We start from the raw sequence: 23226 nt of genomic DNA, 5'->3' as shown, positions 1-23226 counted from the left end.
TTCGGGGTCCTCGGGGCGGTTCAGCAGCAGAGGGTCTGTGCGGGCGAAGAGGAACCGGGCCAGTTCCGCGAAGCGTTCCTCGGCGTACTCCTCGTCGGGCTGCTTCGCGGCCTCGTTCTGCTCGTCCACGGCCGGTCCCTTTCCTGCGGCATGCTGCTCGTCACGCGATCGTACGGTGCAGCATCTCGCTGCCTTGCTGTTTCCCAGCTCAGCGATCTGCCTGGCCACTCTTCAGCCCCTACTACGCCCACTCCATGCCCAGTTCTCGCAGGGCGTCGAGTTGGTCGGTGGTGAGTTTGTCGCGTCTGGCGCGGGTGTTCGATACCCATACGCCCAGGCGCACCGGTACCGGCTCGGCCTCGCCGTCGACCGGGATCTCCACGACCGCGCCGCGCGGGACGGGCCGCTGGGTGCCTTCCCGTTCGACCCACTGCGCGAGTGCTGCTAGGCCGCGTTGGAAGGCTGAACTCTTCCCGCCGCCGCTGGCTGCCGGGGCCGGAGCGGGCTGCTTCGCGGGCGTTACGCCCAGCTTCGACAGTCGTTCCTGCTGCTCGGTGGTCAGCAGTCTCCAGTCCCGGCGTTGCCGCTTCAGCCAGCGTCCGATGTCGTCGCCGTCGATCGTCACGCCGGGTGCGATGTCGGGCACGATTCCGTTGGGTTCGTCGGCGGCGAGGTGGGCGAGGTGGCGGTAGTGGCGTTGCCAGTCCAGTGGCCAGGGGCAGTTCCAGTCCGGGTCGATGGAGGTCAGCTGCTGCGCCCGCCGCGCTGCCCGCTCCGAGTCTTTCCCGAGGCCGCCCGTCCGCCGTAGATTCGCCAGATGCTGCCCCACCGGCACCAGGCCCTCGGCTTCGCTCTCGCCCCAGACCGCGTCCTGCCGGGGTGCGAGGTGCCCGGTGGCGCGCTGGTAGGCCCGGAACACGGCGAGCTTGGTCTCCCAGGCCTCCTCGCCCGGTTCCCACACCATGCCGGCTTCCGGTGCGTCCAGCAGCGTCTTGCGCCGCTCCTCCAGCTCCCCGGCCCGCAGGGCCTTCCGCTGCTGGTGGACCCATCGGCCAAGCGGAAAAGTCTTCGTCGCCCCCACTTCGACCTCGACGTCGTAGGGGACGGCGTAGACGCCGGTGATCTGGTTCTCCGCCCGCCAGCGGATGAGGGCCTGGTAGCCCTCCAGCCAGACCAGGGATTCGGGCCGGTAGACGCGGCTGCGCAGGAACGCCGCGATCGTGGCCGCGTCGCGCGGACTGGAGAAGTGGAGCAATGCGGACTCGACCGCCCCGCCGGTGCCGTCCTGCTCCTCGTCCTCACTCTCGATCTCACCGCTGGTCCCGATGATCCGCCCGTCGGTGTCGCGTTGGATGTGGGTCTTGCGTTTGCCGCTGGTGAGCGCACGCGAGGCGAGCTGCTCGACCAGGCGCTCGTCGTGCGAGCGCAGGCCTTGGAGCACAGCGACCAGCCCGGCATACGAGGCAGAGGCGACCATGTCGGTGGGGTCTTCGCCGGGCTGGAGGAAGACGGGCACGATGATCCGTGCGACCTTCGTGGAGCCGTCGCGGTTGAGCCGGAGTGCCCGGCCGATGTTCTGCACGATCTCGACCTGCGAGCCGCGGGTGTCGGCGAAGCAGACGGCCTCGACTCCCCGTTCGCCGGTGATGTCGACTCCTTCGCCGAGGACGCGGCAGCTGGCGAGGAATGCCCGGTGCACCCGCCGGCCGGCGGCGTCGATGCCGTTGGCGAACTGGCGAAGGGCTTCACGGCGTTCGGCGACGTGGTGGTCGCCGCACAGCCACGCCGACCACACCCGGTCCGGCGGCACGTGCCGGCCGGCCTCCAGTTCGTACAGCTCCGCGCCGATCGACGAGACGGGCAGCTTGTCCGCGGCGGCCAGGTCCTCGTCCGAGGCATCGCGCGCGTACAGCTCAGCAGCGGTCTCGGGCAGTTTCTCCGCGAACGCGGCGGCTTCCTCGACCTTCTGGTGGAAGGTCATGACCGTTCGCAGGTTGCACGCCGCGGCGTGCTCCAGAAGTGCGGTCTGCAGGAGCGCGAGGCGCCTGCCACGCCGCGCATCCTCGGATTCTCCGAGGACGGGGGAGGGGTCGTGGATCTCGAGGACGTCGATCTCGAATCCGGCGAGGATGCCCCGCTCGATCGCCTCCGACAGCCCCAGCTCGGCGCCGGGAAGCCAGGCCCCGAAGGTGCCGTTCGGATCGTCGGCCATGCTCGCGAGTTCCACCTCCTGGCCCTCCTTCCCGCGCTGAGGTCGGGGTGAGGCGAGGATGCGCGGGGTGGCGGTGAGGTAGAGCCGGTAGTCGGCGGGGATGCGGGCGTTGTCGTGGATCGCCGCCCACGGCCGTCCAAGATCACCGGCGGTTGAGTGGGCTTCGTCCACGATGGCGAGGTCGAACGGGGCCATGCGCTGGGCGTAGAGCCGTTCCCCGCCCGCCAAGGCGGCCTCCAGCGGCCCGCGGACCTTGCGCTGGCCCGTTGGGTCCTCCGGGTCCTCGCGGTCCACGAGGGAGGCGTAGGTGGCGAACACGACCACGGGTCCGGTCCCGGCCCACAGCGCGAGCTGGATCGCATTGGTGGTGGTGCGCACTCTCAGCGAGGTGAGGACCGGGTCGTTCTCCAGTGAGCACACCGCGACCATCGGCGCCCGGTGACCGACCGCCCGCCACGCCTGGGCGGTCTGCGCGAGCAGGTCCAGGGTCGGCACGGTCACCAGGATCCGCCCGCCTGGGAAGCATTCCAGCGCGCCCGCGGCAGCAGTGATTGTCTTGCCCGAACCGGTGGCGGACACCAGTGTGCCCCGCGCCCCCTCAGCAGGCACAGATGATCTTGCAAAGAATTTGACCCATTCCCGGATTGCGGTTTTCTGGGTCACCTGATGCTCCCGGAGGCGGATCACGACATTCGATCCTTCCTTTTTCCGGGTGAAATCAGGTTTCTCCACCACGAGCTCACGGAAGCACCGGACCCGCCAGAGCCAGAGCCAGAGCCAGAGCCAGAGGCGGGGAGCGGGTACCTGTCGATGCCGCCGCGGGCGGGCAGCTCGTCCTCGAAGTCGCAGGCGGCTACGGCCTTGAACCCGCCACGCCACAGTGCTTCGAGCACGGCTGTGACGGCCTGGACCACCTCCTCGGCCGGCGCTCCCGCGGGGGCCTCGCATTCCAGCACGGTCGGCCACTGAAGGAAGTCGAAGGGGTGGGCGTGCCGGCCTGTGGCGTAGTCGTTGGGCTCGCCTTCCACGCGCACGGGCCCGACCACCAGTTCCGCGCCGTCGTCCTCGACGAGGCCGAGCAAGTCTCGAAGCCGGCCTACGACCCGCGGAGCGGCCTCCGCGTCCACGTAGATCGAGGCATCGCTGTAAGCGGAGTCCGGATCGAGGGGCGAAGGCCCGCGGTCATTCGTCACGCGCACTCCCTGGAGTCTCCGCCGGGGCCAGGGGCGAGGAAGCGCTGGAGCAGCCGCTTGATCGGTTCGTGGTGGTAGTACTCGGCGACCTGCAGGGGCGTCTCTCCGTCGATGGCCGGCAGACGCGGATCAGCACCGTAGGCCAGCAGGATCGCGGTGGAGGCCGTATTCAGGGGGTAGTCCGTCTGTACGTGAGCGTCGCCTTCCAGGCCGATCGCGTGAGTCAGCAGCGTGTCCCCGAAGCACACCTCGTCCGGATCCGCCCCGGAGTCCAGGAGGATGGAGAGGGTCTCGTAGTCACTCATCTCCACGGCCCTGTGCGCGGGCGTCCACGACTCCACCTCGACGGAAGCCCCGCGACCACTTCCACGCCCACTCCCTGAAGCTTCCGCCGGTGCGAGGAAGCGCTTGAGGAGCCGCGTGGCCGGCTCGTGGTCGTAGTCCTCGGCGCACTGCAACGGAGTCTCCCCGCTGACAGACGGCAGACGCGGGTCGGCTCCATACGCCAGCACGATTGCCGTACCGGCCGTGTGCAAGGGATGCCCCGACTGCAGGTGACTGTCACCTTCTGTGTCGATCGCGTGAGTCAGCAGCGTGAGCCCGAAACACACCTCGTCCGGATCGGCCCCAGCGTCCAGGAGCACAGAAAGGGTCTCGTACTCACTCACCTCCACGGCCTGGTGCGCCGGCGTCCACGGCTCCACTTTGGGAAAAGAGCTCGGCCTCAGCGCATCGGAATCCACCATGTTTCCCTCTCCGCCGGCCTTGCCAGGACGTTGCGGACACCTGCCTACTGGGGTGTCCCTGGTATACGCCAATGTTACATGCTGCATCACATTGAGATGCAGTCTTGCGGAACCCTCGACCGATCCCCTCCGCGAGATCTCGTCCGACCCTGATGGCCGGCGTGCATCGGGGTACACGGTGCCGCATGGCACCGAAGACCGAACGCATCCAGTTCCTGCGGGCCGGGCGGCAACTGCGCCGCATCCGCTCCTTCTACGCTGCGGCCATCCTCCTGTGGGCAGGGTCCGCGGCCTGGACCGGCTGGCAGGCCCCGGGGAGCCGTCAGATGTGGGTGTCCGTCCTCCTTCTGGCCGTCTTCACCGTCCTGCTCGTCACCGCGAGCCTCGCCCTGCGGCGTCTCGCCGTTCCCGCCACGGGCCGGCCCGTACACCACGCTGCCCCGCACAGGCTGCCGAGCACCCGCCGTCACGCGCCTGCCTGAGGGCCCATCACTCTTCCTACGAGTCAATCCGGGCCCCGACTCCCGCCTCACCGGGGGCGGAGTCCACGGTCTGCTGACAGTCCACTGCCGGAGCACCACACCCCTCACCCCTGTAGATGCCCGGGCCGAAGGCCCGTTGACGGGCCCGCGCAGCGGGTCCGTCTTGTGGCGCGCAGCGCCACCAGGTGGGCTGGAGCGCAGCGGAAGCCACCACCGGGGGCCGCAGGCCACCGCAGCTCAGACCTCATCGCTGCGCGATGAGCAAGCGAACACCCGCGCTGCGCGCGGGTGTTGCGCTCCCGCTCCGCGGGAGCGCTGGGGATCGCTGCGCGATCCCCTACCCGCCCTGCTTTGCAGGGCGGGTGACGCTCCGTCCGCTGCGCTCCCGGAGCTACGGGGCCTGCCCCCCGAGGGGCCGCCTCCGCTGCGCTCCAGCCACCTGGTGATGCTGCGCACCACAAAGCCGGGCCCGCTGCGCGGGCCGGCCAACGGGCCTTCGGCCCCGGCAGCTACAAGGGAAGGGGGTGGCTGGGGGCGCTTGGCTAGAGGTGGGGAGGTCCTCCGACCCCAAGAGTGGTCCGCGCGGGTTCGTCGTCTGTTTCCTTTAGCTCGGAACTTTCGGTCGATCCGGATTTGGGGGTGTGCCCTTGAGGTCGGTCGGATGGGCACCGTGTGGGTGAGGTGACGTCAGCCAAAGTCGAGGACAGGGTTGTTGGGGCTGTCTTCGTAGGGGGTCAGTCATGCTGCCACCAGGTCACTGCGAGGCCTGCCAGGAGGGCTCCGATATGGCGAATAGCTCCGGTGAGGAGCGCTACGGAGACCAGGCGCCGCCACGAGACGGGGGCCGGCGCCACACGGTCCTGGTGGGCGGAGGGGGTGCGGTTCTTCTTCGGCATGGCGGGTGTCCTTCGCTCGAGCAGGGCGCGGCGGCGCGCCCTGCAGGGTTGGGTGGTGCAGCGGGCGGTCCGCGGGAGGCGGCCGGGGTGTTGTGCTGCTGTGTTTGATCGTGGCAGTGGGGTGGTGAGTGATGCATCCTCAACTGGGCCCTGGTTGGCGGGAGAACGATGTAATTTCCACCTCGTGTACACGTGGGAGAGCATCAGCGGGCCCGGCACCATCGACGATCTTGTCGCGGACGCCCATGCGGCCGGCCATCCGGACATGACCGTGCGGCGGATCCACGACTGGATCGCGAAGGGGCTGCTGGACCAGCCGCGTCTGCGTACGCGGCGGCGTGGCTCGGACAAGGCCGAGCACAGCGCCAACCAGCGTCGGCTTCTGCTCCTGGACAAGCATCAGCATGTCGCGCATCTGAACGCGCTCGCGCAGGTGCCGCTGGCTACGTGGCTGTGGTGGGACGGCTACGTGTCCACCCGGCAGGCGCAGCGGGCGTGGGTGACGTGGGTGGGGCGCGGCCGGCGCAGTCAGGAGGTGGCGCGTGAGGGGGCGGTCGGTCTGCTGGAACAGGTCGGGCATCAGCTGGCCACGCCGACCGCCCGGGGCCCGGTTCGTGCGGATCGTCACCGAGCTGGGCAACGGCAAGGCACTGACGGTGCGCGGGCGGGCCGAACTGCTGGACGCCGTACGGGACGTGATGGAGCCGGAGACGGTGTTCGCCGCCAGCGGCCTCGTCCGCGCACTCGGCCCCGCGGGGGCGCCGATGACCGTCGACACTGTCGTGACCCACGTCGAGGCCCTGCGCACGGCGCTGTCCCGCACCCTGGACGGGAAGGTGGACGGCGCGCTGCTGGAACGGGGCCGGGCCGTCTACCGAGCTTCCACCGCCGACTACCTCGCCGTGCGCAGTGGCCTCGCCGCCGAAGCCGGGCAGCTGACCGACCTCTTCCGCCAGCCCACCCTCCAGCACCAGTTCGACCAGGCCGGACACCAGCTCCTGCTCGTCCTCGGCATGCACCTGATACACCGACGCATCAAGACTTAGGGCTGATTGGTCTTCTGGCTGACCCGCCCGCAGGCACTGGGACGGGTCTATGTCGTTGCCGCCGCCTGGCGGCGTTTGGCCCGTTCCGCTTGGCGCAGCAGCAGGTCGGCGAATTGAATGATCTCTGCTGCCTCGATCGGATCATCGAAGTCGACGGTGCGGTGGCTGGCAGGGTTCTTGTAGGCGCCCATGGCGCCGGCGAACAGGTTGGCGGTGGCTGTCTGTTCGCCGCCTTCGGCTTCTGCGTCGGCGAGTGCGCCGCCGGCCTTGCCGTTCTCGTGCGGCCGGAACGCTTCGCGCATCAGCCTCACTCCGACCAGGGAGTTGTCGAGTCCGGAGGCATCGCGGACGGCGACCTCGACCGCCTTCATCGCGGCGAAGCAGGCCGTCTCGTAGTCCCCCAGGTCGAAGTTGGTGCGTACCGTGTCTTCCAGGTCCGGGTGGAGCGGGCCGGAGAGTCGTTCGCGGGCCTCGAACCTGGTGATGCCCTGGGGGTCCTTCGCCAGGTCCATACCGTCGCGGGAGATCCGGCGGAACGCCTCGGACTGGCTGGGCTCGCGAGTTAGCAGCGCTTGCGCCTCCAGCCAGGACCAGGCATCGGACAGCCGGTTCACGAGCGCGTCCGTATCCGGCTCTTCCTGGAACGCCCGGCGTGCCGAGTTTACGGTCCCCACGTACTGCAGGTGTCCGGTGCTGCTGGCGAGATGTCGCAGGAGAAGGAGGGCGATGTCTCGGGTGGGCAACTGACGGATCTGCTCTGCCGGGACCGGCGGTATGTGCTGAAAGTTCATAGGTCACGACACTACGGCGCAGCACTGACACCCTGCGGCCTTACGGGCGTAAGTCAGCGGGGGAGCCTACGCGGATGGCAGGCTCGGCCCGGGGTCCAAGCTGGTAAGGAACGCAGAAACCGAGGATGTCGGCGCTGGCTGGCCGTGAGGTACTGGACTCCGCGCAGCAGTTCCTCGAGGACGTCAGGCACCTTGTCGACGGCCTGAGCGACGACGCCCTCACCGGTCCCGCCGGGCCTGCCCGCTTGCTGGACGAGGCCGTTCCTGCGCGTCAGCCGCAAGTCCCTCTGCACCTAGGCCAACCGGCGCCTTCTGCTGCGCCCGGCCAGGCGCGCTCTTCGGTCGCCTCTCCACGAGGTGATGTGACGCGGTCAGAGCTGCGGATTCGCGTCACGTCACCTCAGGGCGCATCCTCCCCCGAATGCCGCCGCCGCGCGGTGATGTGCGCGGCGATGACGGTGCAGCCACCGGTGATGACGGCTCCGATGATGGCCCCGATGAAGGCGTACATAATTCCCCCTTGCTCAGTGGCGCCGAGTTGCGCCGAGTTGCGCCGAGAGAGACCATCGCATCCCTTCGGCGGTATTTCAAATGGCGTCTATGCAGGTCAGAGGGTTTCTAGTACAAGATTGTGTGCGGCGAATGCCCGACAATCCAACGTAGGATTTTGCGGCGTTTCCGTACAGGGATCCGCGCCGAAAACGTGCAGCTGTCGACCGCTGCGGGACAGCCCTCGGGAAACGCGTACCCCCTAGCACCGCACAGGCGCCCGCCCCCTACGAGGTTTCCGCCCGGCCTCCTGGCACGTTTCGAGGGCTCTCTCCTGTCAAAGTGTCCAATAGACGAGGCATGCCCCATGCCGCAGGCGGGGTGCGCTCTCTGCGGTAGTCGCCGAGTAGCCCGCGACGCTAGCTCCGGCCGTGCCTACAGCCCGCGCCCATGGTTCCGGCGGCCTCACCGCCACGGTGCCGGTGAGGCTGTCCAGGTGCTGAACGGCTGCAGCCGCGGTGGGCCGAGGACCGGGGGGACTCACCCGCGGGCGGCGGCATCAACGTCGCCCGCGTTGACCAGCGCCGTCCTCAGCTTCTGTACCTCGGAGAGGCGTTCGTCCTGCGACAGTGCCGTTGCGGCGTCCAGCAGGGCGCGGGCGTGACGTCGTACGGCTGCGTTCTGCCCGGTCCCGGCGGAATGGATGACCATCTGTGCGGTCAGGTGGAGCGCGTCCTCGCGGTCCGGGTGGCGGGCGGCGCGTTCGGCGACGAGGTCGGCGTCCGCCAGGGTGGGGGTGTGCTCGGCGCTCGCCCGCATCAGTGGCAGCCACAGATCCTCGTCGAGGCCGGCGTCCGCGAAGGCGCCCGCGCCGGCGAGGGCCCCGGGCGGCAGGCCGGCCGTGAGCGCGGCGCGCCACAGATCGGCCGCTGCGGCCAGTCGGCCGGAGGCGTCGGGCGGGAGGGGACCGTCGGTGTGTGGGGTGCGGGAGGCGATCGCGGCCAGCAGCAGAACGGTCGCTTCCACTCCCCCGGCGCCGGTGGCCAACTCGGCCCAGAAGGTGGTGGGATCGCCAAGGAGGGCGGGGTCGGCCAGGAGCGCGGCCGCCGTGTGGGCTGCGGCACCGGGGCGGGCGTCGCGCAGCGTGGCAAGCAGCTCGGCGCGCTCCAGGGCGACGAGGACCTCTCGGTCGGGCGCGCCCCAACGCAGCCAGGAGGCGGCTGGCGAGGGCCTGCCAAGGGCGAGACCGTGGAGCGCGGTGCGGTGTGCGGCGGTGAACGCCGGGGCGTACCGGTGCAGGGCGGGCAGGTGCACCCCTATAGCAGTGGCCACCGCGTCCTGGTTCCCGCGCGCGGTCAGCGCGCCGGACAGCGCCTGAAGGACGTCGGCGGGCATCTCTCCCCGCGTGCGGGCCTGGTGGACGGCGTACTCGAGCAGGCACCCCAGCGCCCGCACGGACGGACTCGAGCCCAACAGCGGCGCGTCCGCTGTCCCGCCGTCTGCCGGGCCGGGGGCGTCAACTGGGGTGTCCGCGGCCGGGACGACGGCGGAACGGGTCAGCGGGGTGGCCAGGGCGTGCAGGCGGGCCAGGATCGTCTTCTCCTGGTCGCCGGGAATGGTGGTGTCGGTGCGCCACACGGTGGTGATCAGGTCGAACAGCGCCTGGTCTGCGAAGGACCTTGCGGCGGACCGGTTCTCGGCAGTCGCGGCGCCGGTGGTGGGGGCTGTCTCGTCGAGGCGGCGGCGCACGTCGAGTACCGCGGTGACGGCGTCCGCGAGGGCACCGTCGTAGAGAGCGTCGGGGCGGTCGGCGAGGACGGCGGCCGCGGCGAGGTAGAACGCGCCGAGCTCCGGCAGCTGCAGGGCGGCCAAGACTGCGGGCACGTCGGCCATCCAGGCGGCCGGGTCGGCGGCTACGAGGCGGTGCAGGACCATCGCGTAGCCGTCGGCGCCGGCGTCCTCGGCGGCGGCCAGGGCGGTAGCAGCCGCCGTCGGCCTGCGGGCTGCGGCCACCTCGGCCAGGTCCTCGGCGTCCAGCACCGTGGTCTCGGTGACCGGCTCCAGCACGGGCGCGGTGCGCGGGTCGGGCGGGCAGGCGGGCTTCAGGCGGCGTACTGCGTCCAGCACCGGCTCCCAGCCGGCCAGCAGCCGCGCAGGCAGGACGGGCGACCAGTCCCACACTCGCAGCCAGCCGGCGAGCGGCTCGGCCTTCCCGTCGGCCTGCTCGGCGTCGGCGGGAAGCACCTCCTCCAGCAGGACGGGCGGCGGCGGGGTGCCGAGCGCAGTGTGGACGTCCGCTTCCAGCTGCGCAGCGCGCTCGGGCGGGCACGCGTCGAGTACGAGGTCGACGAGGCGGGCCGTCTCCGGCGCGGGCTCATCGGCCACCAGGCGTACGACGAGTACGACGGCCTGATCCCACCACTCCTGCCCGCCCAGCCCGTCGGCGGCCGCCGCACAGTCGGCGGGCGGGTGGGCAGCCAGGTGGGCGGCGAGCAGCCTGTCGTGCAGCCGGCCGTCAACCGCGGCCACCCGGGCCAGCCGGCGGGTGCGCTCGGCTAGGTGTACGCCAACGTCCGCGTCCGCCGCGGCGAGGTCGAGCAGGGTGCGCGCCAGCCGCGGCCCGCCGTACGCGGCCGGGTCCTGGGCGTTCCCCTGGGCGAGGTCGGCGCCGTAGACGAGCGGGCGGGCGGCGGGCAGCAGCTCGGTGTCGCGGGCGAGCAGGCCGGCCAGCGCGGCCCGGATCATGCGGATGTTCGGATGCTGGGCGGCGGCGCGGCCTGCCGGGTAGGCGGTGCAGGCGAGTTCACGCAACAGCACCGCGACCTCGTGACCGGGCAGCCGCGCGGACGCCTCCTCGGCGATCAGCTCCCGTATGTCCTCCTCGTGCATCAGCGCGGCCGCAAGCACCTCTTTGGCCGCGGCGACGTTCCCGCCGTCGGCCAGGGTATTGGCGGCCTGGGCCTCGGCGGCGGCCATGCGCTCGGCGACCGCCCTCAGCGTCTGGTGGCCGGCGTGCTCGTCCTCGACCGCGCCGGCCAGCAGCGCCTCAACCACCAGGATCCACTCGCGCGTCCGCTCGGTGCGCGGGATGGCGCGCGCCCACCTCGCGGCCAGGCGCAGCGTCGTCCCCACCGCCGCACCCCCGCCGTCCCGTACGCCGGGGTCGGCGAGGACGGCGCGCAGCTGGCCTGCGTCGACGGCGTCCCGGTGGCGTACGGCCAGAGTGAGCAGCGCATCCAGGGCCGGCCGGCCGGCTGCGGCGACCTGTTGGGCGCGGGCGGTCGCCGGGTCATCGTCGGTCGGTGCGGCCAGCCATGCTCGGACGGTATTCGTGTCTTTCTGGGCGACGTGGTTGAGGAACGGGGCGGCCGGCCAGCGTCCGCCCACCGCCCCGTCCGGCATCAGCAGGTGCGGTGCGTGCGCCTGCAGAACCTCCAGCCACGCCGTCGCCGGGCCGCAGCGGAAGAAGTAGTCGGTGGCGCGCGGGTCCGCCCACCGGGCGAGCTCGGCAGCCTCGGCGGCGCCCGGCTGCTGCAGCGCGGAGAGTTCCAGGACGCGGGCCGCCCTGTCGGCAAGCGGCACGAGCAGCTCGCGCGCCGCGCCGAGGATTTCGGTGTACAGCCGGACTGCCTCGCCAGGGCTGGCGGCGCCGCCGTGCAGGATGCCCGACGCCACTCCGTAGACGGCTCCCCACACGTCCAGGGCGGTCTCCTGCGCCGTGCCGAGCGTGACCCCGGTCAGCCGTTCGACGATGCCGCGGGCCCGTGCCCGGTGGAAGCCACCCGGGCGTTGCAGTTCGCCGCGCAGCACGTCGGCCGCCGCCGACACCCGTTCCCATCCGACGCGCGCCGCGGTCGGCGGGCCCTGTGGTGCCCCGGAGCTGGAGTTGGTGCCGGGGGTGTCGGCCAAGGCGGCCGGCTTGCCGGGCGAGGAGTCCTCGGCGGTCGGCGGCGGGAAGGCGTCCACGGCAGCCAGCAGGTCCTGCGCTGCGGGCTTCAGGCCTGCCGTGGCCGGGGAGCCAGGCAGGCTCAGCAGCGCGTCCGCCGCGGAGCGAACACACGCCGCAGCCACCTCCGCCGGCCGTACGAACCCCTTCCCTGTCAGCATCCGGTATGCGTCCCGCAGCAGCCCCAGCGCCCGTACGCCCGGCTCCCCCTGAGTCTCAAGAGCCGCTGCCAGGACATCGTCGACCTCCGGCAGCCCGCTCGCGCCGACCGGCGCCCCCACCTCGTTGCTCACCGCAGCACCGTAACTCTCCGGCCACCACCGACGGGCCGGTTACCGCCGGTCCGCCGGTGGCCACCGCGTCTGGTCTGCTCGACGTCTGGCTGGTGGACGGTCACTCACCATGGCGGTCAACGGCACCGGGACCCGGGACGGGAGCCTGCCGTGTGGTCTGAGGAGCCGGGTAGCGGGTGCCGCGCCGCTGCTGATGGTTCCAGCGGGCGCGCCACCAGGCCAGCCGGTGGGCGGATTCCTGGGGGAAGACCGACTGGATGGCGGTGACGAGCAGGCCGAGGGCGAAGCAGGTGAACGCCAGGGCGGTCAGCCACCACTGGGCGCCGGTCAGGGCTAGGAGGATGCCGCTGATGCCGGTGGCAGCGGACGAGATCAGTGGTCGGTTCGGGTTGGGCATCGAAGGTTTCCCCCTCGGGCGGGCGTACGGGTGCGGTACGCGGGATGTCAGGAATCCGGGCGCTTTCTGCTCGGCCTGCATCCAGTTCTACGGCGAGGGTTCTTCGGTGTTGTATCGGTGGGTGTCACATGCGGCGGCGGGCACTGCGAGCTCTGGGGGCGTAGCGGTCGAACGCGTAGGTCCATGCCTGTTGCATGGACTGCTGTGTGATCAGGGAGCTGCGTGCGTGCGCGACGGTGGCCAGCCACTCCACCAGGTCGGTGGAGGTTCCGGCGAGGAACTCGCCGGCCGCCGACAGTCCGGGCCACCGCCAGGTCGCCTTGTGTGCCCGGAACCGTGCACCGATCGACGGGTCGAGGCGGGTGGCTACCTGCGTGAACTGGCGGACGTTGCCACGCACGTGTCGTAGGGACTGCAGATCCTCCTCGCCGCAATCGCCGTCGGTGAGGAGGTCGATGACCTCGTCCATGCTGGTCAGGGTCGCCGCGCGTGCCTCAGCCATAGCGCGCTGGCGTTCCTCGGCGCTGATGAGGCCGAAGTCGTACGCTGGGCCAACGGGGATGTCCAGGGCAAGGCGGAGGTCGGGGTCGTCGTCGGCGTCGAAATGGTGGTTCCAGTCGACGAGCAGGGCCTCGATGTAGCTGACGACCTGCTCGGGCTTGAGGCCGGTCGCGGGGGCAAGAAGTGCTTCGACGCCGAGCACGGGTTCGAAGCCCAGCCGGTTGGGCTGGCGCTGCAGCGGCCACACGGCCTGCCCGTCGCGGGAGGGGAAGACCAGGGCGCGGCCCTGGCCCGTCCATGTTGCGTACGGCTGCGGCGTCCATGTTGCGTACGGCTGCGGCAGTTGGCCGGTGTGTGTGGGGTCGGGGACGAGCGCGTGCCAGCCCGGCGGGCGGGACAGCACCCAGCCGGGCGGACGGACCACGTACTGGTCCGTGTCCGTCTGGATGCGGCTGGTGAGCCAGTCCCCGAGGTTGTCCAGGCTGACCTGGCGCTCGGCCCGCCATACCGCTCCCCCGCCGCGCCCGCTCCAGTCGTAGCTCGTCGTTCCCCGCTGCAGGTGGGCCCGACGGTTTCCGTCGGCGTAGAGGGTGTCCAGGTATAGATCGTCCCAGCCCTCGCCCTCCTCCTGCAGCAGCCGCTCGTTGGCCTCGGCCTGCGGACCGGTGAGTAGTTCGCGGGCGAGATTGGCCGCGACCTGAAAGCGGGCCGGGGAGTGCCAGGCCACGTCCTTCTCGAGGACCTTCGCAACAGCCAGCAGGTGCTGCGTGTCTGGGTCCAGCGCGGTTTCGGGTGTCCCGGCTGTCGTTTCACGCACCGCAACAGCAGCCTCCAGCAGTGCGCGCTCCGGACCGGTGCAGAGCCCGGCGGTCGCCAACCTCCACAAGTTGCGAGCAGCGCCGTGGCGCAGGAAGGGAAGCAGCCCGTCCAGAAAGCCGTCCGTGAACGGTTCGGCAACCGCGATGGCGGTCATCACGGCGTCGGTCAATGCCCGGCTCTGGTAGTCACGGAAGGCACGCTGGTACTGCCCTGGCAGTACCAGCGAGACCGCGCGGGACCTCTCCAACAGGTCGGCGCTGGCCCGAAGCCGCAAGGGGCGGTCCTGGCGGGGGTCCTTCCGCCAGCGCGGCGGCGGCGGATAGCGCAGCACGGTGGAGACGTGCGTCAGCCTGCCGTCGGGGCCCGTCTGCTCCTGCCGCTCGACGTACTCGGCCAGCAGCCCGCGCGCGGTCGCATCCCGCGAGGTGCCGCGTCTGGCCATGACCGCGGTCAGCGCATCGAAGGCGCACGACGGGAGCCGGACGTTGGTCTCCGTGGTCTTCGGATGGACAGCCACAGCGTGATTATCGGCCGGGGCACGGTCCAGGGAAGACGCATCCGGCCTGTTCATTCCTTTCTGCCGGCTCGAGTTGGTCAGAAGCGCGGCCCGGCGCCGACGGGGAGAGCCGGGCCGCGCTGACGCTTCGTGTGGGCTTACTCGAAGCGGTCGGTGAGGGAGGCGAGGGCCCGGTCGCGGTCGGCGTCGTCCAAAGACGCGAGGAGCGCGGCGCACTGTTCCAGGACGGCCTTGCTGCGTGGCGCCATCGCGCCCTTGGCCCGGGCAGCGTCGCTGTCCTGAGCAGCGTCCAGTTCCCTCGCTACAGGCCTGAGGTGCTCTCGCAGCGCGGCACGGCCGGCTCCGCGGGTCTTGTTGGCATGGCAGTTAGGACACAGGGCGATCATGGCGCTGGGGTGATCGCGGCCTCCTCGGGCATGGTCGTCGATGTGGTCGACTTCCAGCAGGGAGCCGCCTGCCGCCGTCCGGTAGGGAAGCGCGGGCAGGAGACACCACGGGTTCTCACACCGGCCCTCACTGCGCAGCAGGACCGCCTCGCGTGCCTCGCGGTCGCGCGCCCGGCGGGAGCCTGCGGTGTCGGCGCGCTGCTCGTGACGTCCGTCTGCCTCGCGCTCCTCTACCCTGCGTCGCAGCTCGCGGTACCGCTCCTGCAGTGGCACCGTCCGCGCACGGATCCGTCGACGGGAGAACGGCTGTGGCCGCAGGGACAGCTCAGCGCGGGCCGCGCCCACGTGGTGATCCGCCTCCCGTTGTCGTCCGAGCCACAGCGTTCGGTGCTGCCCGTCCAGGACCGTCAGGTAGTCGAGGGGAGACAGGCGGCGTTCAGCGACCGTTGCGGCGACGATCAGACCTGCTTCCACGGTCTTTCCCAGGCCGACGCCAGTCTGTGTGGCCAGCTTGTAGCCCATGCCGAACCGTCCCAGGCCAGCTCGGCGGTCTTCTCCGGATGCCGGACGTAGTGCCTGTCGTCCTCGCAGCCAGGTGGGCAGGTCTCGTCGTTCCGGCCCGTCATTCCCCCACACTTCTCCCCCTCGTTCTCCTCTGGTCAAGACGGCAGGTTCTCACCCCCCACTGACAATCGCCTGGCTGCGGGCCGACGTCACGACGCGGGCCTTGGTCGCTCCGCTATCGGCTCTGGGAGGCGTGAGCCTCAGCGCTCAACTGACGTAGACAGTCCAGCAGAGCCGTGGGGTTCGACCTCACCTCCGCGATTCGGGTGAGCGCAGTCGCGACCGTCGCGTCATCCAGAGAGGCCACCCATGCTGTGATCACCTCTCTGTCGGCTCCCACTGGTGGCATGGCGAGGATTTCGGGGAGATCGCGGCGGGCGATGGTGGCCTGCATGCTCAGGACGCCCCGGTCCGCTGCAGGCGTGGTGCCCGCCGACTGAAGGGCTTGCCGGAGGTCAGGGTGTCCGATCGTGATATCGAGCTGAGGCGGGATCGCGGTGCCCTGGCGGGATCCGGTGATGAGGATCGGGATGGCCGTGGTCCGAACCCAGTCTTCGAGGTAGCCCAGCTCTTTCAGCGCTATGTGCCAGACCTGGGTGTGCGGGCGCTGCACACAGACGGTCGGAACAATCGAGAGCGCGATACGGGTGTAACGGGGGCCACTGGCCAGGATGTCTCCGGGCTGGAGAGGAAGGCCGTGGCCTGGCTGCGGATTGCGCTCCAGAGGAAGAGCGACGGTGAGATCGGGGTGCTGATGGTCGGGATAGACGGCGCCGAGGCGGGTCGCGGCGACGGCCGGGGTGCGGTGCTTGGCCAGGTTCGTGTGCTCAGCCAGGAGCCGGAGCGGGTGGTCCTCGACGTCGCGGCGCTGGAAGGGCTGCAGTCCTCGGATGCGCTCGGTGAGCTCAGCACCGACTGCTAGTGGAGCCAGTCGGCGCCGTTGCCCGTGGGCGAGCCAGGCGTCGAAGCGGGCCGACTCGGAGCACGCCGGCATCTCGATGCATCGTGCCTCCTGGTCAGTCAGCGGGCGCTTAAGACAGTGCTCGACTTCGGCATACAGGGTGTGCTCCAGGGCGGCACGGAGCTGGGTAAGGGCATCCGCGACCAGGCGGGGCAGTACCTCGGGTATCGGCGCCACGGCGGTCACTTCGAGGTGCATCCGGTCGCCCTGCACGGTCTCCGCGAGGGTCAACGGGCCCTGGTCGGTGTAGTCGTGGACGATTCGCGAGATGTGCGCGATCAGCTGATCCACGTGGGCCAGGGTGGGCACCACATGCAGTTGGTGATCCGGTAGCCAGTCGCAGTGGGCGGCGGAAGTGCTCATGCCCGGGAGCGTAGCCAGAGCGTGTGCCCGCTGGCGTGCCAAATTCCCTTCGCTGAACGACCGGACGGCAGCATCGTTGGCGGATCTCATGGATGCCCCCGCCCCGTGAACAGGGCTTGGACTCTTGTACTCAGAAGGGACGCGTCATCCGATGGCGGCGTGCGGCTCGGGAACGCTGAGCTCTCCGGAAACGGCGAGCTCGCAGGTCTGGCGGTCCCCCTAGTGCGCCTGCGCCTTGATGCGCCAGACGGCGTGCTCGAGGCCTGCTGGGTCGTGTCCGAGCTGGGCGGCAGCGGCCTCGTACACGGCACGCAGTTGCTGGTAGCTCAGGGCGGGGAGGCCGGCGTCGGCGGCGAAGGCGCGCAGGTGGACGTCGACGGCGATCTGGGAGCGGCCGACGAGGTTGCCGATGTAGTCCACCGTCTTGGGCCGACGCCGTGGACGGTCCGCAGGGCAGCGCGGTTTGCTGCGTGGTCGAGCCAGGCGTTCAGGTCGTCGCGGGTGTCGACGTGGTGGGCGGCCAGCAGGTCGGTGATGCGGTGGGCGATGGTGACCCTGCGGGAATCGTGGAAGTTCATGGCGGTGGCGAGGTCACAGGTGCCCAGGCGTGCTCGGAAGCCCTGCACGGTAGAGGCGTCCGGCCAGGCCGTTTGCAGTGCGAGGAGCCGCGGGCGGATCGTCGTCTCGTAGTTGCGGCGCGCCTGGAAGCTGGCGTCGCAGATGACGGCGCCCATGTGCGTCCAGCCGCCGGGCGCGGGGAACGGTCCGTCGCCGAGGGTGGAGCGCAGGTGGTCGGTGAGCCGTTGGATGTCGCGGCGGTTTGCGGTCATGGTTGCCGCCGTTGTGGGGGCGGGGTGACGCGCAGTTTGCGTACGTCGCCGACTCCGTTGCAGCTGGTCTTGCCGTCTTTGTGGAGTTGCTTCACCGCGGCTCTGATGTGCTTGTTGCGGGCCTGGCCGAGGACGCCGGCGAGGATCTCGCTCTGATGGTCGTCGATGGTGAAGGTACCGAGCTGCTGCTGAAGGGCTTCGAGGTTCTTGCGAATTCTTGCCACCCATGCGCGGGCGCGTTGTTCTTCTTCGTCGTCGAAGGTGTCGCCGGCGTTGAAGAGCGTGCCCTCCTCGGGCGGAGGAAGACAGGCGCGGCGCCATTCGACCTGGGCGAGGCTGGCGGCTTCGCCGAACAGCCACATGCCTTCCTTGTGACGGCTGAAGTGGACCAGGTAGTAGGCGACCTGGTGGTGGGCGCGGTTGCGGACGTCGATGGTCCAGTAGCCGCCGCGGACGGCGCGGGCGACGCGGTCGGCGAAACCGGTGGTGATGCGTCTGACGGCTTCGGTGTTGTTCTGGGAAGCCAGGAACTCTTCGCGCCACCAGGAGCCCCCGCAGGCCGCGTCCATGGCGCGGAGCGTGGCCGGTTTGCCGGGAGTGTCCTTGGGGCTGGTGAGCAATCCTCCGATGCGGCGTACGGCGTTGGCGTTGAAGTTGAGCAGTACCTCTGTCGCGTGGCGTCCGGTGGTTCCGTGGACGCTGCGGGAGCCGAAGATCTGCTGGGTGAGGGTCTCGAAGCTCAGTCCGAGGCCGAAGGGGTCCAGGAAGGCGAACAGGGGTGCCCCTGCGGCGCGGTCGAGTATCTGTCCGAGGTGCTTCTCGACGTGTCCCTTCAGGGCGTGGGCGGCCAGGCCCTGGGCGCTGGCTTCGCCGACGAGGGCGGCCAGGGACTGGTAATTCTTGGGTGCGCGTTCGACGAAGTAGCAGTCGAGCTGGCGGAAGCCGGCGATGCGGGCTGCGGAGTCCAGGATCAGGGCGGGCGAGCCGGGGGTTCCGTCCTCGTAGCGGCCGGGTCCGGCGTAGCCGTCCAGGTAGACCACGCGGCCGTCCGGGGCGTACCGGCCGACCTTGCTGGCGAAGGGCACGACGTAGCTGTCGAGAATGGCGTGCTTGAGGACGGCGGCGGCCTTCTTGCTGACGAAGAACGGGCTGCTGCTGTCGAGCCCCCTTTCACCGGCGCTTTCACCGCTCAGATCGAGAACGTCGTCGTCGAGCACTGCCTCTGATGCGCCCAAGATCCCGCCCTGCCAGCTCGAAGGACATGATTAGGCTGATTTTGCGACAGATACCGCGGTCGTGTACCGGTGTTGCGCACAAATGGCTTGTCCAAGTCCGGCCGACTGTGCGGCTACAGACGTGGAATGACTGCTTCCGGCCTGATGGTGGCCGACCTGAGTCCTCTCCTGCATGCCCGCACGCTGTGGACGGAGTCCGGATTCCGGGGACACGGAGTGCACGGCTGCTGCGGACCCCGAAGTGGGGTGACACTGCTGGTAATCCGGCCTCAGCGTGTGGGCAGGGCCAGGGCGCGGTGAGGCATGGCGTCCCAGGTGCGGCCTTCCAGTTCGCGGCCGCCGGCCTTGGGCGTGCGCCCGCCCCACTGCTTGAAGAAGAAGGCCACCTCGGCCTGCTGACAGGTGTCGCGGATGTGCGTGACCCAGGCCGCCTCGAGCGGTCGGTGGCCGGGACCGGACTCGCCTCCGGCGATCACCCAGTCGATCCCGGACAGTTCCAGCCCGTGCAACGGGCCCAGCAGAGGCTCGCACGAGAGGAACTTCACCGCGGCGGGGACCTGCCGCAAGTCATCGACGCGGGCCAGTTCCTTCGCACTCTCCACCGACACGCCCATCCAGAGGTTGGCCGGCCACTCAAGCCGGTCTGCGACCTGCCGAAGACGCCGGGCACGCTTGGTGAGGACTTGATAGGTGTGCTGAGGGGTGTCGGCGATCACCTGGAAAACGCGGCGGACGTAGTCCAGTGGCACGCGGGCATGGAAGAGGTCGCTCATGGAGTTCACGAACACCGTGCGCGGGCTCTTCCAGCCGTAGGGGACATCCAGTGCCCCCGGGTGCAGTGTCAGCCCGAACCCCGGCCCGGAGGTGCGTGGATCACCGTCGGCCTGGTACTTCGCCGATCCCATGGCCTTCAGCCGCCTGGCCAGCGCGAGCGCGTAGCAGTTGTCGCAGCCTGCCGAGACGCGGTCGCATCCCGTGGTCGGGTTCCACGTCGCCTCGGTCCACTCGATCGCGCTGCGGTCACTCACCGGCCGGCCCTCCATCCTCTCGAACCGCACCCTTTCACGGTGGTGCGGGCCATGCCCCGCCCTGCGAACGAAGCGCCGCACCACCGGATACCGGCATCCAATCATCCGGTACAGGCGATGCTCCCAGAAACCCGAAAATCGAATACAGGTGCGACCCTGGGTGCCCGCACTACGCCAGTGCCGACCCACCAATGGGCGGCCGACAGCGCCTACGCGAGGACGGCCGGGGCGACACTCTCGGTGGTCCAGTCGCCGTCGAAGAGCGCGGCGACCAGGCGGGCGTGGTCGTCGGGGAGCTGGCCGGTCCGGTGCTTGGTGCGGGCCTTGGCGAGCCAGGCGCCGATCTTGACGGTGTCGCCGTCGACGCGGATGGTCTCGCGGGCTGTGGGGGCGCGGCCTTCGCGGTGGAGGAAGAGTTCCAGGAGCTGGACGGTCTCCTCGAAGGTGCGGCGGGGGCGGCGGGCGGGGGTGAGGGGGTTGGTGTCGGGTGTGAGGCCAAGGGCGGTCATCATCTGCTGCTGGCCGGGGTGGAGGATGGGCCAGGTGGTGAGCTGGCGGTGGAGCCAGGAGCCGATCTTCACGCCGGCCAGGAGGGTGTCGCGGGTGAGGGTGGCGGGGTCGGCGCCTGTGGCGAGGTGGGCGCGGAGCAGGTGGTATTTGCGGTGCCAGTCCGGGCCGTGCGGGAGGCGCCAGTCGGGGGCGAGGCGGGTGAGGGCGTCGGCGCGGGCGGGGTCGAGCTTGTGGTTGGCGTGCAGGTGGCGTTGTTCGGCGAGCCAGGCGCCGACGGGGGTGGTGGCGAGGGCGGCGAGGTGGCCGTGGGCGCGCAGGTAGTCGGTGGCCGCGGTGAGGCGGGAGCGCCAGGCGGCGTCGTGTTTGTCCCAGATCATGCCGAGGGCGTCGAGTTCGGCGATCCAGTCCGTCTCGAGGCGGCCGGTCTTGGCGGCGTCGCGCATGGTGGTGATGAAGGTGCCGAGTCTGTAGCCGGTGGGGTCGGTGTGGTCGGCGGGCACGTCGAGGTGGCCGTAGTGGTCGCGGTAGGCCTGGGCGGCGGCGAGGCCGAGGCGCCGGGAGCGGGAGACTCCGGGGCCGCGGGGGTCGAGGGAGATCAGGTCCATCGCGCGGGCGATGCGTTCGGGGTGGACGGTGAAGTCGAAGTGCCAGCGGCGCTGGATGACCTGGCTGGTCTCGCGGGGCAGCCGGTTGGCTTTGTCGGGGAGGCGTTCGAGGATGCGGTGATCGTGGCCGGCCAGCGCCGAGGCGATCGCCCACACCGGCTCATACGCGGTGCCGAGAATGTCCTCACTGTCGGCGCCGGGCGGGATGTAGACGGGGACGATCAGCGAAGCGGTCTTGCCGGAGACGTCCAGGCGCAGGGCGCGGCCGAGGGCTTGGGCGCAGCGGATGACGCTGCGGGTGGGGTCGGCGAAGACGATGGCGTCGACGCTGGGGATGTCGACGCCCTCGGCGATCAGCTTCGAGTTCGCGAGGACCGCACGGTCAGCAGTAGCGAAGCCGTTGAAGATGCCGGCGCGCTGTGCGGGGGTGTGCTCGCCGTGGGCGAAGAACAGGGCCGGGGCGGCGTCCGGGGTCAGGTGGGGGTCGGTGCGGGCCAGCAGGCGCAGGGTGTGGGGGAGTTCGCGGGCGAAGCGGCGGGCGTCGGAGACGAGGTTGAAGTAGACCAGCACCTTCTTCAGATCGTGCTCGGTCATCGCCCGCAGGACCGCGAGGTGCAGGGCGGTGGTGCGCAGCGCACCGTCCTGGTCCTCCCCGCCGCCGTCCCCGCGGCCGTCGCCGGGGGTGGTGGGGGTGGGGAGGTTCAGGCGGCGGCGCAGGTCGGCGTCGGTGAGGGTGGGCACCACGACGCGGTAGTCCGCAGCGCGGCCGTCGGCCACTGCCTGCGCAAGCGGATACTCGAAGACCTTCCGTCCGTAAACGGCCTCGTTGTCCATGGAGTTGGCGAACGCATCCACCTCCGGCCCCGGTTCCGAGGCGCGGCGGCGCGGGCGGGTCGTATCGGCGGACTCGGCCAACTCCGGGGCGGCGAAAATCCGCGGGGTGGCGGTCATGTAGAGGCGCCGCTCCGCCCGGATCCGCTGCGCGTCGTTGACGACCGCCCACTTCTTGTCCGCCCTACCGGCGATCCGGTGCGCCTCGTCCATCACCGCCAGATCGAACGCCGGCACCTCGAACCCGCTGCGCTGCGTTGCCTCGATCTTGTCGAGGGAGTCGTAGGTGCAGATGACGGTGAGCGCGGGAATCTGGTCCTGCCCCTCCCCCACCACCGACATCAGCCCGCCCAGCGCATGCGGACTCGTCGTCGACATGACCCTCGCCGCGACCAGGTCGTCACGGCCACTGGCGTCCAGGGACGAGACGATCACCATGTGCTCCATGTGATGGTCGCGGCGCCAGGCCAGCGCGGTCTGCGCCGCCAGATCCAGCGTCGGCACCACGAACAGCACTAAACGGGCACCCAGCCCGTCCGCCACCCGCACCGACACCAGGGTCTTACCGGTCCCCGTCGCCGACACGAACAGACCCCGCGAGCCCGGACGGTGCAGATGCCGCACCAGCCGCTCGACGGCCTCCACCTGATCAGGAAAAAGAACCTGCCTCACCGGGCGGCCGGACCTCGGCAACTCGACCAGGGTCATCACGCTCATCCTCGATCCGGAGCAGGCAGCAGGCAGCACAGCCGATGAAGGCACCCTACCGAGCAAGCACTCCGCCCTTCGTCGGCCTACTTATACGGGCAAGGTACGCAATGTGTACGCGATACGTACGGCAGTTCCGGCCTGCGAGCGTGGCATGGGCCGTATGCGAGAGGATCAAGGACACCCTGGCTCGTCACACGTTCGAGAGGCAACCGTGGTCACCGACGCGCAGACGCTGGAGCTGTTCCGGTTCGCAGACGCAGGTCAGAGCGTCACTGTGGAGGTGAGATGCGACGCGCCCTGGACGGACGGTGAGGAGCGGTACTACCCGGCAGAGATCGTTGTGCAGAGCGACTTCGTCAACGGACGGGCCCGCCTGGTCGTGTCCCCCGCGGATCTGGACGAGTGGGAACGCTTGCCTCGACGCCCTGGAGGCCGAGGAGGGAGCCGTGTGGCCGGCCGGTGACCGCAGCGCCTGGATGGACATCGTTCCCGACGACCCGTTCGAGGTGACCGTCCACGACTCACCGTCCACACAGATCGCAGTCCTCGTGCCGGTCGACGTCGCCGACGACTGGCTGGAGGAGAACCGGATACGGCTGGAACGTGTCCGAACGGCCCTCTCAGCGGCCGGCCCCTGAGGCGCGCACGGTTTGCTGATCACCACGTGGCGATCACAGCGGCGGAGCCGTCACACAGGAGCAGCGATAGCAGCTCACGGCCGCAGGCGTTCTCCCAGCGGATCAAAACAGACAAGACCGCTGGCCCGCGCCGCGGGCTGCGGGGGGCGCCACCTGTCCGCATGACCTCATAGCGCTCTGCCACAGTCATGGTGCGGCGGCAGGTGCGGCACCGCCCGGACCACCGGTTCTGCCGG

17 protein-coding genes are annotated in these 23226 nt (G+C 70.3%); 4 read left to right on the top strand and 13 right to left on the bottom strand.

Annotation, left to right across the window (positions count from 1 at the left end; translation table 11 throughout):
* Nucleotides 1-241: 241 nt before the first annotated feature.
* From AC0VYN_RS17110 to AC0VYN_RS17100, 3 genes are read right to left on the bottom strand one after another with little or no spacing between them, the layout of a single operon-like run.
* Nucleotides 242-2899, bottom strand: a complete 2658-nt coding sequence (locus AC0VYN_RS17110; protein ID WP_475536755.1) for a helicase associated domain-containing protein — start codon at nt 2897-2899, stop codon at nt 242-244.
* Entirely contained in the window at nt 2896-3405 is a 510-nt protein-coding gene (locus AC0VYN_RS17105) for a hypothetical protein (protein ID WP_475536754.1), read from the bottom strand. Before AC0VYN_RS17105 ends, AC0VYN_RS17110 begins: the two co-directional genes overlap by 4 nt.
* Nucleotides 3402-3746 (bottom strand): ankyrin repeat domain-containing protein, encoded by a 345-nt coding sequence (locus AC0VYN_RS17100; RefSeq protein ID WP_475536902.1) that lies wholly within the window; start codon nt 3744-3746, stop codon nt 3402-3404. The genes AC0VYN_RS17105 and AC0VYN_RS17100 overlap by 4 nt, the downstream gene beginning before the upstream one ends.
* Nucleotides 3747-4336: 590 nt before the next feature.
* Between AC0VYN_RS17100 and AC0VYN_RS17095 the strand changes: the two genes are divergently transcribed.
* Both AC0VYN_RS17095 and AC0VYN_RS17090 read left to right on the top strand, forming a co-directional pair.
* Complete coding sequence (locus tag AC0VYN_RS17095) at nt 4337-4633, top strand: hypothetical protein (RefSeq protein ID WP_475536753.1); 297 nt, start codon at nt 4337-4339, stop codon at nt 4631-4633.
* A 1438-nt stretch (nt 4634-6071) separates the two neighbouring features.
* Nucleotides 6072-6575 carry a hypothetical protein gene (locus AC0VYN_RS17090; RefSeq protein ID WP_475536752.1) on the top strand — a complete coding sequence of 168 codons (504 nt, stop codon included), beginning with the start codon at nt 6072-6074 and terminating at the stop codon, nt 6573-6575.
* A 47-nt stretch (nt 6576-6622) separates the two neighbouring features.
* On the opposite strand, the gene AC0VYN_RS17085 is transcribed toward AC0VYN_RS17090, so the two are convergent.
* The 10 genes from AC0VYN_RS17085 to AC0VYN_RS17040 all read right to left on the bottom strand — a co-directional run bounded on the left by AC0VYN_RS17085 (nt 6623) and on the right by AC0VYN_RS17040 (nt 22358).
* Complete coding sequence (locus tag AC0VYN_RS17085; protein WP_475536751.1) at nt 6623-7366, bottom strand: TIGR02391 family protein; 744 nt, start codon at nt 7364-7366, stop codon at nt 6623-6625.
* 1029 nt (nt 7367-8395) lie between these two features.
* Nucleotides 8396-12094, bottom strand: coding sequence for a hypothetical protein (locus AC0VYN_RS17080; protein WP_475536750.1), 3699 nt, complete (start codon nt 12092-12094; stop codon nt 8396-8398).
* Nucleotides 12095-12194: 100 nt separating this feature from the next.
* Entirely contained in the window at nt 12195-12491 is a 297-nt protein-coding gene (locus tag AC0VYN_RS17075; RefSeq protein ID WP_475536749.1) for a hypothetical protein, read from the bottom strand.
* A 124-nt stretch (nt 12492-12615) separates the two neighbouring features.
* Nucleotides 12616-14328, bottom strand: coding sequence for a hypothetical protein (locus AC0VYN_RS17070; protein WP_475536748.1), 1713 nt, complete (start codon nt 14326-14328; stop codon nt 12616-12618).
* 137 nt (nt 14329-14465) lie between these two features.
* A complete protein-coding gene (locus tag AC0VYN_RS17065; protein ID WP_475536747.1) occupies nt 14466-15236 on the bottom strand; it encodes an HNH endonuclease in 771 nt (256 codons plus the stop codon).
* Between the two features lie 217 nt (nt 15237-15453).
* Nucleotides 15454-16602, bottom strand: a complete 1149-nt coding sequence (locus AC0VYN_RS17060) for a hypothetical protein (protein WP_475536746.1) — start codon at nt 16600-16602, stop codon at nt 15454-15456.
* Between the two features lie 326 nt (nt 16603-16928).
* A complete protein-coding gene (locus tag AC0VYN_RS17055) occupies nt 16929-17432 on the bottom strand; it encodes a hypothetical protein (protein ID WP_475536745.1) in 504 nt (167 codons plus the stop codon).
* Nucleotides 17429-18667: a three-Cys-motif partner protein TcmP gene (tcmP, locus tag AC0VYN_RS17050; RefSeq protein ID WP_475536744.1), complete on the bottom strand. Its 1239-nt coding sequence runs from the start codon at nt 18665-18667 to the stop codon at nt 17429-17431. The genes AC0VYN_RS17055 and tcmP overlap by 4 nt, the downstream gene beginning before the upstream one ends.
* 269 nt (nt 18668-18936) lie before the next feature.
* On the bottom strand, nt 18937-19695 hold the full coding sequence (locus AC0VYN_RS17045) for a DUF5131 family protein (RefSeq protein ID WP_388706712.1): 759 nt from the start codon (nt 19693-19695) through the stop codon (nt 18937-18939).
* 209 nt (nt 19696-19904) lie between these two features.
* Nucleotides 19905-22358 (bottom strand): helicase associated domain-containing protein, encoded by a 2454-nt coding sequence (locus tag AC0VYN_RS17040; protein ID WP_475536743.1) that lies wholly within the window; start codon nt 22356-22358, stop codon nt 19905-19907.
* A gap of 145 nt (nt 22359-22503) precedes the next feature.
* Between AC0VYN_RS17040 and AC0VYN_RS17035 the strand changes: the two genes are divergently transcribed.
* Nucleotides 22504-22815 carry a DUF5959 family protein gene (locus tag AC0VYN_RS17035; protein WP_475536901.1) on the top strand — a complete coding sequence of 104 codons (312 nt, stop codon included), beginning with the start codon at nt 22504-22506 and terminating at the stop codon, nt 22813-22815.
* Nucleotides 22799-22990, top strand: coding sequence for a DUF5959 family protein (locus AC0VYN_RS17030; RefSeq protein WP_475536742.1), 192 nt, complete (start codon nt 22799-22801; stop codon nt 22988-22990). The genes AC0VYN_RS17035 and AC0VYN_RS17030 overlap by 17 nt, the downstream gene beginning before the upstream one ends.
* Nucleotides 22991-23226: the final 236 nt, after the last annotated feature.

The sequence above is a fragment of the Streptomyces sp. 63XJN7_1_ISO-PGPR-S23-121 genome (genome assembly GCF_056173025.1).
The sequence above is the reverse complement of the archived record's forward strand: the minus strand, read 5'-3'. Positions and strand labels throughout refer to the sequence as shown.

Excerpts from the sequence above, each read along its gene's own strand:
- AC0VYN_RS17095 (WP_475536753.1), top strand. The coding sequence starts at position 4,337 with ATGGCACCGAAGACCGAACGCATCCAGTTCCTGCGGGCCGGGCGGCAA.
- AC0VYN_RS17085 (WP_475536751.1), bottom strand. The coding sequence starts at position 7,366 with ATGAACTTTCAGCACATACCGCCGGTCCCGGCAGAGCAGATCCGTCAG.
- AC0VYN_RS17075 (WP_475536749.1), bottom strand. The coding sequence starts at position 12,491 with ATGCCCAACCCGAACCGACCACTGATCTCGTCCGCTGCCACCGGCATC.
- AC0VYN_RS17065 (WP_475536747.1), bottom strand. The coding sequence starts at position 15,236 with ATGGGCTACAAGCTGGCCACACAGACTGGCGTCGGCCTGGGAAAGACC.
- AC0VYN_RS17060 (WP_475536746.1), bottom strand. The coding sequence starts at position 16,602 with ATGAGCACTTCCGCCGCCCACTGCGACTGGCTACCGGATCACCAACTG.
- AC0VYN_RS17055 (WP_475536745.1), bottom strand. The coding sequence starts at position 17,432 with ATGACCGCAAACCGCCGCGACATCCAACGGCTCACCGACCACCTGCGC.
- AC0VYN_RS17040 (WP_475536743.1), bottom strand. The coding sequence starts at position 22,358 with ATGAGCGTGATGACCCTGGTCGAGTTGCCGAGGTCCGGCCGCCCGGTG.
- AC0VYN_RS17035 (WP_475536901.1), top strand. The coding sequence starts at position 22,504 with ATGGGCCGTATGCGAGAGGATCAAGGACACCCTGGCTCGTCACACGTT.